The organism is Staphylococcus sp. GDY8P94P, from assembly GCF_017892255.1.
Lineage (GTDB): Bacteria > Bacillota > Bacilli > Staphylococcales > Staphylococcaceae > Staphylococcus > Staphylococcus cohnii.
The window spans coordinates 1-12,328 of sequence record NZ_JAESKU010000023.1 but is presented as its reverse complement, the minus strand read 5'-3'; the positions used below and the strand labels follow the sequence as shown (position 1 = coordinate 12,328).

General features: G+C 32.4%; 9 protein-coding genes. 3 read left to right on the top strand and 6 right to left on the bottom strand.

The annotated features are described in order from the left end of the window. On the top strand, positions 1 to 121 hold a 121-nt coding region (locus tag KA926_RS12830), incomplete at its 5' end, for an ArsB/NhaD family transporter (RefSeq protein WP_204168006.1). Between the two features lie 17 nt (positions 122 to 138). Then, a complete protein-coding gene (arsC, locus tag KA926_RS12825; protein WP_192947611.1) occupies positions 139 to 540 on the top strand; it encodes an arsenate reductase (thioredoxin) in 402 nt (133 codons plus the stop codon). A 19-nt stretch (positions 541 to 559) separates the two neighbouring features. Here the strand turns inward: arsC and KA926_RS12820 are convergent, their stop codons facing one another. The 4 genes from KA926_RS12820 to KA926_RS12805 form a co-directional block, all read right to left on the bottom strand. Beyond that, positions 560 to 901, bottom strand: a complete 342-nt coding sequence (locus tag KA926_RS12820) for an ArsR/SmtB family transcription factor (protein ID WP_025907459.1) — start codon at positions 899 to 901, stop codon at positions 560 to 562. A gap of 18 nt (positions 902 to 919) precedes the next feature. Continuing rightward, positions 920 to 1,537, bottom strand: coding sequence for a CadD family cadmium resistance transporter (locus KA926_RS12815; protein WP_210144556.1), 618 nt, complete (start codon positions 1,535 to 1,537; stop codon positions 920 to 922). 545 nt (positions 1,538 to 2,082) lie between these two features. Continuing rightward, positions 2,083 to 2,508: a MarR family winged helix-turn-helix transcriptional regulator gene (locus tag KA926_RS12810; protein WP_210144553.1), complete on the bottom strand. Its 426-nt coding sequence runs from the start codon at positions 2,506 to 2,508 to the stop codon at positions 2,083 to 2,085. A gap of 85 nt (positions 2,509 to 2,593) precedes the next feature. Then, entirely contained in the window at positions 2,594 to 5,443 is a 2,850-nt protein-coding gene (locus KA926_RS12805; protein ID WP_210144551.1) for a YhgE/Pip domain-containing protein, read from the bottom strand. A 217-nt stretch (positions 5,444 to 5,660) separates the two neighbouring features. Between KA926_RS12805 and KA926_RS12800 the strand changes: the two genes are divergently transcribed. Then, a complete protein-coding gene (locus KA926_RS12800; RefSeq protein WP_210144549.1) occupies positions 5,661 to 7,778 on the top strand; it encodes an amidase domain-containing protein in 2,118 nt (705 codons plus the stop codon). 183 nt (positions 7,779 to 7,961) lie between these two features. On the opposite strand, the gene KA926_RS12795 is transcribed toward KA926_RS12800, so the two are convergent. Together KA926_RS12795 and KA926_RS12790 are read right to left on the bottom strand one after the other, a co-directional pair. Then, positions 7,962 to 9,938: a GA module-containing protein gene (locus KA926_RS12795; RefSeq protein ID WP_119535809.1), complete on the bottom strand. Its 1,977-nt coding sequence runs from the start codon at positions 9,936 to 9,938 to the stop codon at positions 7,962 to 7,964. A gap of 457 nt (positions 9,939 to 10,395) precedes the next feature. Continuing rightward, positions 10,396 to 12,018 carry a heavy metal translocating P-type ATPase gene (locus KA926_RS12790; protein WP_226956783.1) on the bottom strand — a complete coding sequence of 541 codons (1,623 nt, stop codon included), beginning with the start codon at positions 12,016 to 12,018 and terminating at the stop codon, positions 10,396 to 10,398. Positions 12,019 to 12,328 lie beyond the last annotated feature (310 nt).

Genomic DNA, 12,328 nt, shown 5'->3' with positions numbered 1-12,328 from the left:
CTTAACACAAAAAGGTGTGAAAATTTCGTGGGGAACATACTTTAAAACTGGAATTATCATTACTATTCCGGTCCTATTTGTAACACTCTTAGGTTTATACCTTACACTAATCATATTTTAAGAAAAGAGGCTTTAATTATGGATAAGAAAACAATTTATTTTATATGTACAGGAAACTCTTGTCGTAGCCAAATGGCTGAAGGTTGGGGAAAAGAAATATTGGGTGAAGATTGGAATGTCTATTCTGCTGGTATTGAAACACATGGTGTTAATCCTAAAGCAATAGAAGCTATGAAAGAAGTGGATATTGATATCTCAAACCATACATCAGATTTGATTGATAGTGATATCTTAGAACAGTCAGATTTGGTCGTAACATTATGTAGTGATGCAGACGATAATTGCCCTATATTACCACCTAATGTTAAAAAAGAACACTGGGGCTTTGATGATCCAGCAGAAAAAGAATGGCCAGAATTTCAACGTGTTAGAGATGAAATTGGAAAAAGAATACAAGAATTCAAAGAAACGCTCGTTTAATGTGAGCGTTTCTTTATATTTAAGTCATACATTTTATTAATAATGATTTCATTTCTATATCTTTGATATAATAGTATGCCATTTTCCCATCCTTGTAAAAATTCAGCACGTCTCTTTTATACAGGGCTCTCAAATGATGTGATGTTGAAGCTATACTCAAACCTAATGTTATAGATAAGTCACAAACACATAATTCTTTCTCTTTAATTAGAGCTAATATAATTTTCAGCTTATTCTCATCACTTATCTTTAATAATGTATTGATAAGCCGTTGAGTTTTTTCTTCTTTTAAAAATCTTAAAGCATAATTCACTTTTTCCTCATGAACACAAATGACGTCACAAATTTTATTGTTACTCATATTAAGTCACACCTTAATTTATAATATAAATCCTAATATCGTTTGTATGGTTTCATTTTCAATAATAATAAATAAGCCCAATGCTATGTAAATAACAGCCATAATCCAACGACTGAATTTCTCAACAATTTCACCCACACCAGGAATTCTAGCTAGTTTTTGTGCTGTGAATACTAAAAAGAAAATTAAAACTAAAAATACAATTAAGGTAGTCAGTAATTCAATAATATCCAATGCTACAAAATAAGGGACAAATAAACCAATATTATCTGCACCACAACTTGCAATTGTCACTAAAGAAACAGTCCCTACTAATTTGGACAAACCTTTTTCGTTTAATTCTTTTTTTGCTCTTTTTTCACCTTCACAATCATCATAAATAGCAACTTTTATACCTAAGTAGATGGGGATCAAACCTAATAAACCTAATATCCATTTCTCTGGAATATAATTTAACACAAAAGCTAAAAATAAACTGATTAATATGAGAATAATCGATCCTAAATATTGACCTATATAAATATCCCTATATTCTTTTCTAGTCTTTGCTCTAGCAAAAAATATTAATAAAATCACTAATAAATCTACCGCAGTTGCAATATAAAGTATTGCCGCAGTTATAATAGTCTGAACCATAGAGCACCTCATTCAAATATACATTTGAATGAATTGTATCATATATTGCATATCTTATGAATAATAAATATTAGAACCGAAAAGTGACACTTTAACTGATAGTAAGGGGCTGTGTACATACGAGTGATTTATAGAGTCTTTGAGAATACGACTTAAAGCGATTTTAATTTGTCAGTTCATTGCATTTTGTTTTTTTAACAATTTCACTAATAAGAAGAACCTTATAAAAACCGCATCATTTATGATGCGGTTTTTGGTTAATAAATAGCCGGTTTCAATATGAAACCGGCTAAACAAATTTTATGATTTTTATATATTGGGATAGTAACTACAATAATCTTTTAGCAATATGAACAGTAATTTTAGGATGAATGAATTAACTGATAGCAATCTACATGTATAATACAAATATGTAGCGGTTGGTTTCTTATAATAAATGACTCAATGTTCTTACTAATATGATTACGATTAATAAACGTTAAATTTTTATTTTTTTAAATATCTAAGTTACAGCGGATACTTTAATTTAGTGAAATTAACTTACTCTAGTAGTACTTTTTTAAAAATGTCTTTTCAAAATCTTCTCTAACAAAACAGTTTAATAAAAGTAATTTTATTTCTTTTGTTAAGTTGTTTTTTATTTCTTTTAATAAGCGTTCTCCATTATGCGTCAAACTTACTAATTTAGTACGTTTATCATTAGAATAAACTCGTTGCACATAACCTTTGTATTCTAACTTCTTAACACGTTTTGATGCAGCTGTCTTATAAGTACGTTGCTTATTTGCTAAGTCGTTAATCGATACTTTTTCATTATGCTGAATAAAATACATTGTTTCTATTTGTTCATAAGATAAGTAACGACCTGGTTCCAATTCTTTAACCATGTTAGTAATTGCTTTATTAATATTCGCTGTAGCATCATAGAATTGGTTAATTATTATTTCTAAGTTTCCCTCTTTATGCTCCATATTAACCTTCCTTACTAAACTATCGTTTTTCAACCATCATTGATTTTTTAAAAATTAAATATTACTTATTATAAGCATAATAACTTTATTCCATTACATCACTTTCTTCAGCTTTTTCAGTTGCTTTTCTCATCAGTGGATCAGTAATTGGTTTAAAGATAACACCAATTAATAAAAATCCTATACCAAATAATGAAAGTATCACTAATTTTTTAGTTAAAATTTCAGGTACAGGTCCTCCAACTGCTTCTCTTAAAGCATCTATTGAATAAGAGAAAGGTAAATAAGGGTGAATGACTTGGAAGAACTCTGGTGTAACTTGGATAGGGAAGGTTCCTCCACCACCTGCTATTTGTAGTACAAGGAAGATGATTGCAATTGCTTTCCCTGGATTTCCTAACAATGACACTAAAGTATATACAATTGAAATAAATACAAGTGATGAGAATACTGATATAGCAATAAACCATACAACAGATTCAACTTGCGCTTTCAGTATCACTATATCTCCAATTGATACGATGAGTGCTTGGATAATACCCAACGTGTAGAACAACCCACTCTTTCCTAGATAAATTTCTCTTGTCGTTAGATGTGGCTCTAATGATTTATGTTTATTATCTGTCGTTAATAAACTTACTAGTAATAAAGCTCCTACCCATATTGCTAATGCTGTGTAAAATGGTGTGCTTGCTGAACCGTAGTCTTTCACAGGAAATATATCTTTTTGATCTATATTAATTGGATTTGCGATTACATTAGCTTGTTTTTTCAAATCATTTTTCAATAGGTCTACCATTTTATCCACTGCATCGTCGTCTTCAATCTCATCAAATAGTTTGTTCGCTTTAGCCAGATCTTTTTCAACATCTGGTAATTGATTACGTGCAAAATCTGCCAAATTGTGCAAGCTTTCTTTTGCACGTGGTTGATTTGTATCTAAAATATCTACCAAATTATCATAGCGATTAAACAGTGTAGGTATTGTATTGTTCACAATTGCTGTTGTATCAGATAACTGTTGTTCTAAACCTGGCAAGTCATTTTCAATAAATGATGCTGCGTTAGAAACACTTTGTTTAAATTGTGGATAATAATTTTGAGCAATAGACATTGCATCCATATATCTTTGCTCAATGACTGGTAGTGCACTTTGAATCGTCTCAATTCTATCCTTACCAGTAGTTAAAATACTTTCTCCTGAATTTATAACTTGATCAATTGTGTTTAATTTCGATTGAACAGTTGATAGTTTTATATCGCCGTCATCTAATAATGACATCACATCATTAGATACATCTAATAATTTTTGGTTTAGTTCTGACTTAATATAGTTTCTTAAATCATCTAAGCTACTATTCACGCGTGGAATTTCTTTAAGTAATTCTACTGCTTCTTCTTTACCAGAACTTCCATTCGAAAGTGCTTCACTAAGTTGATTTTGTGTCTTAATTAAATTATTAATTCTATTATTTGCTGATTCTAATTCCTTAATCTCATCAGAAAGATCTACCTTTTCTCTATCTTCAAGCTCTGATAATATATCTATAAACTTTTGATTGGACTTACTTGTTACTTCAAGTCTAGATTTAATATTATCTAAAGTTTCTTTGAAATCTTTTGGCTTATCTGTAGATATAATACCGTAAGTGACATTTTTTAGCGCATTAATATCTTCTTGACTACTCTCCGCTTGTTTGTCGGTATAATTGGATAAAGATAATAATGATTTTGATAGTGAAGATTCCATTGCGCTTACATCTTCACTACTTATTGCTGTTCCATTTTGATTATTCCCAGCATTGTCGCTATTACCATTACTTATTTGCGAAGTTTTAATATTTGAATAACTATCTGACCCTTTAGAACTTTGCTGCTCAGTTTCAACATTTTCTTGTAATCGATTATTAGCATTTTGATTTGCTTCTTGTGCATTATCAACGACTTCTTGATAGCCTTCGACACGCTGTTGCACTGCAGGTAAATATCCTTGCGCTTCATTCAGGCCTTGTAACCCTGCGTCAACCCCTGCGCTTGCAAGGTCTACACCACGATTAATTTTTGGAAAAGCTTCTGGTACATCATTAGATGCAACATTCAAGGCATTTTCAATATTTGGCATGTAGTCATTTAATGCCAATATCAATTTAGCTCGCTCATTTAATGTCGGAATGGCCGCATTAACTTGGTTTAATTTATCTGCAGCATCTATAACTTCACCTTTATGATTTCCTAACGCTCTAAATTCATCAGCATAATTGTCAATTTCATCCTGATTTTCATCTAAATATATTATTTTATCAGCAAAATCATTAATTTTAGGTATAGAATCATTAGCTTTAGATACTGCATCTTCAATTTTATTTATGGTTGGAATTTCTTCCTCAAGTTTCACGCCAAGTCGATTTGCTTCATCTAATAATGCTTTTGTTACTGTCTCATTAAATTGTTCATTTGCTTTTTGAACAATGGCACTCGTCCCTGCATTTGTCATTTTAGGCGCAATCGCATTAAGTTTTTGATTCACTTTGTATTCTACGTCTGCTTGCTGTGGGTTTTTTCGAAGTGTGCCGGTAATTTGGTGCGTAAACTTCTCTGGTATGTAAATGGCCGCGTAATAATCGCCCATCTTCAAATCATGATCGGCTTTTTTTCGACTTACAAATTGCCAATCAAAGTTATCGTCTTTCTTTAGTTTATTGGTAATTTTATTGCCCACGTTCACACTTTTATCTTTAACTGTATCTCCCTTATCCTCATTTACAACAGCCACTTTAATATTTTTAGTATTACCATATGGATCCCATGTCGCTTCTAAGTTAAACCAAGCATAAAAAGAAGGAAGAAGTGCTAAACCTCCTAAAATCACTAAAACAGCAGGCGTCTTAGCAATCTTTTTCAAATCCATTATAAATAATTTTATTGCGTTCTTCATTTATACACCTCTAAAACTGTATCTATTGATTTTTCTTACATAAATTTAAAATTACTATTTGTTAATTTCATATAAGTTGATATAATGAATGCATTAACGAATTTTTCCATTTTTTAGTTGATACACATCAACTATATCTAAGTCTGTTTACAGTGTACCAAGACAAACCATAGTTTGTACATAGTAAAGTAATATATTTTAGAAAAGAGGTATTTTCATGAAGCAACAAAAATTATTAGTCTGTTTGCTTTCAACTTCTTTACTTATTCCATCATTTTCTATCAACGATGTTAGTGCCGAATCTTTAGAAAAAAGTGCCACAACTTCTGAATCAAATGACGTGTATAAGGAAAAAGATGAGGAGCAAGCTAAGCAATCGCATTTATCAAAAAATGGAAATGATGAAAAGAATAAAGCTAGTGATGAAAAGGAAAATAGTGAACGCAAGAGTAAGTTAAATAGTACAAAAGATGAAAGGACTACAGAAGATATTAATAATAAAAGACATAAAACTTCTGATAATGAATCATCCAACGAAAAAATACCAAGTTCATTTGAAAATTCATTTAATGATTCATCGTCTTATGATAGTTTGAATGTTTTCAAGCCAGAACTTTTTAAGAGTGACAATGATGGGCTATCTGAATTATTAAATCAACTGTTCTCTAATAATAAAATGAAACAAACTTCTACTATAGAGAATAACAATGTACAAAACGAGAAGAATGAGAATAAAAATGATGATACATCTATAGATCAAATAAATCCAAATACGACAAATTCGGATGATAGTGACGAATCAAATACTAACAATTTAGAAAAAAATAGTGATAAGGGTTCACTACAAGGTGACATTGATGATGTACAGTCATCTGAGAAGTCAAAGAATGATGATATAGATAATAAGTCTGAATCAAACAAACTTCCAATTGATAAAAATCAAAAAGAAGATGATGGTGAGTCAAAACGATCTTCCCAACAAGATCGATCTTATGAAGAAGCAAATAATGATGCTGATGATCTAGACAACAATGATAATGACACACCTGCTACTGAAAACGATAATGCCAACAGTGATAACGAAAATGCTGATAAATCAGATACAAAATCTGACGATAAAGTATTAGATGCAATTTTAGACGAGTATAGTGAAGATTCTAAAAATAATAAGAAACAATATGAGGCTCAAAAAAATGATTTATCAGATGGAAATAGTAAAGGAAAGGAAAATAATTACAAGAAACAGTCATCGAATACAAATGTTAATCCTCAATTACCTTCTGAATCACAATTAGCTAAAAAAGAAAAGCCAGCTCAATCATTTGAAAACGACATAAAACAATCAAACATTAGATCTACTGCAACTTTCCAACAATTGCCAAATTTATCGGATGATAGTAAAAATTCTAACGATATAACAATTACTGAAAATAAAAATACACGAGGTTTTATTAAATCAATTGCACAAGATGCTCACGACATAGGTCAAGATGAAGATATTTATGCATCTGTTATGATTGCACAAGCCATATTAGAATCTGACTCAGGCACTAGCAATCTTGCTAGTTCACCACATTTCAATTTATTTGGAATAAAAGGAGCTTATGAAGGTCAGTCGGCTACATTTAATACACTCGAAGATAATGGCAGCCATACGTTTCAAATTTCAGCAAACTTCCGTAGCTATCCAAACAAAAAAGAATCATTGGAAGATTATGCCAATTTAATCAAACACGGCATCGATGGTAATCAGGACATTTATAAACCAACATGGAAAAGTGAAGCTTATAGTTACCGTTCAGCAACAATGCATTTGGCTACCACATACGCGACTGATTCACAATACGCGGACAAATTAAATAGTATTATCAACCACTATGACTTAACACTATTTGATAATAAAAATATGCCTGATTTAGATAAATACAAAGCGAACAACGATGATTATGATTCAGCTTTCAAACCATTTTCAGAAACAACAAATGACTCTCCTTATCCTCATGGGCAATGTACATGGTATGTTTATAATCGCATGGCACAGTTCGAGAAATATGTGAGTGGTGATTTAGGCGACGCGCGAAACTGGAATAATCGAGCAGAAAGAAAAGATTATGTTGTTTCTTCAACACCAAAAGCACACACTGCCGTTGTATTTGAGGCAGGTCAACAAGGGGCAGACCAGATTTACGGTCATGTAGCTTTTGTAGAAAAAGTTAACGATGATGGTTCTATCGTTATATCAGAATCAAACATTAAAGGACTTGGTATCGTTTCTTACAGAACAATTGATGCAGATGCTGCAACTGAATTGAGTTACATTACAGGTAATAACTAGTATGTTTAAATATTCCCTTTATTTTATTTATTAAAGTGTTTAATTTAGCTTTTATTCATTCAAAATACAAATGCTCCATTCAAAGTCCCACTTACTAGTGTTCACTTTGAATGGAGCATTTTAAATATACTATATGAATTAACTCATACTAAAATACAGTATGAGTTAATATTTACAATTTTTCTATTTATTTCGTTTGGTGAACCATATTAATCCACCACCTATAATGAAAAGTAGAATCCCTAATGGAATCGTTGATTTTTTTACTACTGTTCCTGTATCAGGTAAAGAAAAATCACCATTATTGTCAAATAAACCACTTAAAAAGCTACCCGAGGAATCACCTAGAGATAAAGCACGACCAGGCGAAGGATTAGATATATCCTTAATTCCATCTAATATACTGTTTCTATTGAATAAATCGTCAAATAGACTTGGTGTACCAAGTAATTTTGAATTTCCACTTAATTTTCGCATCTGTTCAGCTCTGTCTAACAAACTCCCATCAAATTTATTAGATAAACTTGGCGTATATTTTAATGGTTCAAACAAACCATGCATATCATCTTTAAATTTACTTATGTCTTTATCAGCCTTTAATAGATCATTCAACTCATTATTAATTCCCGATTTCATTAGATTTAATAAGTTATGCTTAGAATCTTCTTTTTTGGCAATAACGTCAGCAAGCGCTTTAGCTTTAGCATCATTTAATTTCGTAGCTAGCATTGTTTCTAAAGCTTTACGTTTATCATGAGATTGGTCCAATATATTTTCTAAAATATCATCACTTGTAACATTGTCCCCAAAATGATGTTTGATTAAAGCTACAATTTGTTCGTTACTAGGATTTTTATGCATTATTTCATCAACGATTTTTGATGTATCTATATGATCAAATTTAGTTAATAGAATTGTTTTAATAAGTTCTTGCTTATCAGATGTTTTATCAAACATAGATTTTAAAATATCATCACTCGTAGTAGTAGATAAGTTATCTAACTCACTAACAACTTGACTCGCGATTTGTTGATCTGTTTTACCTTTTGTATCTATACGTTCTAAAATAGATTGTGCACTCTTTTCATCAAAAGTACCACTAACAATATCTTTTACAGCTTGTTCTTTATTATTTACAGATTGTAAATGATTTAATACAACGTCATTTTGTTTTTTTAGACTTTGTTGCGTTTTTTCTATTTCCTTTTTCAATTTTTCTTTGTTTTCAGCAGATATTGAGTCTCGTTCAGAAAGCTTTGAATCCAATATCTTTAAATTATTTTCTTTATTTTCGACATAATAATCTAAATTATCTTTTACTTTTGAATGGTTTGTCGTAACTTTATCGATGTCTTTTTTAATTTCGTCTGATTGTTGCATTTGATTACTCTTAGTATTAGATGTATCTTTAAATGCTAAACCGTCTTGGTTGTTTTCTTTAACAGCGCCTTCGTCTTTTTCTGAAGCCGTATTTTTATTATCTTCACTATCATTCATATCTGCTATATCTTTACTTTCTTCATTTAGTTTACCCATATCAACTAAATTGGAAAAATTAACACTATCATCAAACAAATGAGCTGTATCTTGCTTTGTATCTCTTTGATTTAAATTAGCATCAAACGTATTATCTTGCAGACCTTCTTGATCGAACAATTCATTACTATCTTGTTCTTCAATATGGTTAGACTTTTCTTTGACAGAAGAGGCTATATTTTTTTGACCATCTAACTCACTTTTTACACTTTCCTTATCTTCAGATACTTCCTTTTTGTCATTTTCAATTAAATGACTCTGCACTTTATTCTGTTCAATGATTTTATTATCAACCTTTTTTGCTTTCTTCAATATTGCTTCAACTTCTTCTGTACTTTTAGCTTTTATAATTTCATTAATAGAAGCATCTTTCTGACTATCTTTAATGTTTTTTAGTTTATCAATTTTCTCTTTACCTTCTTGAATGCGTTTTTCTAGCGTATTTTCACTATTAAAATGTGTCTCAATATTTAAATCAGCCTTATCTTTTGCTTCTACTGATGGTGTTGAAGTCACACTATATCCCATTAAAGAAGTGCTAATAATGAGGGCCACACTAGAAAATTTAAATTGATGATTTAATCTAGTTTTATTATTTAAATTATTATACCTTAACTTTTTCATTAAATTCACCTTTCTTCTAATTATTCATCCTCATTATATAGGTTATATAAATTTATTCAAATAGCAATATTGAAATACTATCTCATTTAAAGTAATAAATATTGTACAACTCAACTTTTAGCTTTATTTATTATAGGGTTCTGCTTATCGGTAGATGATGCGGTTTTTAGTTAAATTTGGGTGTGATAATCAGAGAGTTATCATAAGTGATGCGAAGTTTAATTAAGATTAAAAGGAAGCCAGAAATGGCTTCCTTTATTTTATGTCTCATTTAATTTCCTTAGTATGCAGTCCCTCCGTCGTCTACTGCAAGACCTGTCCATTAACGAAACTCGATTCGTCTGAGCCTAGGAAAACTGATTCTTCTGCTGCTCTCAGGCTGTTTTCCGAACCGTCTGCAGCGAGCAATATTGATTTATACAAGGTGTATTCCTCTTTACAGTAGATAAATATACTATTATTTCGCTCTTAATAGTCTTAATCCGTTTAGGATAACGAGTATCGTTGATCCTTCGTGGAAGAGCACTGCTGTTGGTAGATTTAGGAGTCCGAATATATTTAATAATACAAGTATAACAATCACACTAATAGAGAAGATAATATTTGCTAAAATAATGCGATTGAGTCGATTACTTAACATGAAACTATAGAATAGTTTTTGTAAGTTGTTTTTAACGATTACGACGTCTGATGATTCCATCGCAACGGATGATCCGCTTCCCATTGCAATACCGATATCAGCGTTTGCCAGTGCGGGTGCGTCGTTGATTCCATCTCCAATCATCCCGACAATCTTACTCTTCTTCTGACTTTCATTTACAAAGCGTACTTTGTCCTCAGGGAGACATGATGCGGTGTAGTCTGTGATGCCCACTTCTCCAGCAACTTTTTCTGCAACAGTTTCATTATCTCCTGTTAAGAGTACGACTTCAATGTCAGAGTTCTGGAAGTTTTCAACGGCATGTACTGCTTCATCACGGACTTGGTCTGCCAGCGAGAAGTATCCAGTAATTTGTCCACTCTCTCCGACAAAGATATTCGTATTTCCAGCAATGATTTGATCTCTGTAGTTCGATGGGTCTGTGTAGTCTTTAAATGCATCGGGTTTACCGACGATGATATCGCCTTTCTTCATTCCGCTGCCGACGATTTCTTCTACCGGTTCACTGTCATCGACACTATCTAAATCTAAAGTTTTAAACTTCTTCACAATCGCTTCTGCGATCGGGTGACTCGAGTGTTGTTCAATCGTTACCACTTCTTTTAATGTATCTTCATCAGCTGCGTATTCTTCAACGACGAAGTCACCGTATGTGAGTGTTCCTGTCTTATCACTATATAGAATGTCCATCGTGCTCAGTGCCTCCATCGCGGCACCGCCTTTAAACAGAATACCGTTTTTCGCACCGTTACTAATCGCACTCAGTGTCGCTGGTGTTGCCGATGCAACGAGCGCACACGGGCTTGCTACTGTCAGCATGACCATTCCACGGTAGAATGATTCTTCAAATCCTAAATTATTAAAGAAGTAAAGGATAGCGATAAACACCGGTACCCCGATTAAAACAGAGATTACATATTTCGATTCAATTCGATCGATGGTTTTCGATAGTTTCGATGGTCTTTGCTGTGCTTCTTCAACCATACGCACGATATTCGAGAAGATCGTATCATCACTCGTTTTCGTTACAGTTAATCTAAACGAGTTGCCATCGTTTACCGTACCGGCAAAAACTTCTTCATCCTTTTCTTTTACAACCGGAACAGATTCCCCTGTCAGCGCTGCTTCGTTAACCGATACTTGACGGTCTGCCTGTCCATCGATTGGGATTTGTTCCCCTTTAGCAACAAGGACGATATCGCCTTGGATCAGTTCTTCTGTAGGAATTTCCGTAATTTCTCCATCAGCCCCGATTCTACTTGCTGTTGAAGGAAGGTGGGACATCAGTTCAGAAATGGCTTTTGTGGATTTACTAGTCGCGTAGTTCTCAAGCACTTCAGCACCCGCAAAGATTAGAAGTAACAGTGCACCCTCTGACTCATAATTGATGATGACCGCACCAATAGCAGCAAGAATCATCAGTAAGTCAACGTTTGGTGAACGTTCTCTAATCGTCTCGATGACCGCATTCTTGGATGCATAGAAACCGAGAAAGAAAATTGCGATGTAAAACGCAATGGAACTGTAGATACCCTCTACCGGCATCAATGCAAATCCGAGGATTATAAAGATAATCCCTGCAACGAGAAACTGCCCCTGCCTGTTTGTAAATAAGTAGTTGAACAAGATAAAAATCCTTCCGTTTTGATTTTTTTAAGGCTGTCTGAAAAATAAAAATCTTCTTACATATTATATCGTATATAGCGTTTTGATTTAATACCTAATTCAT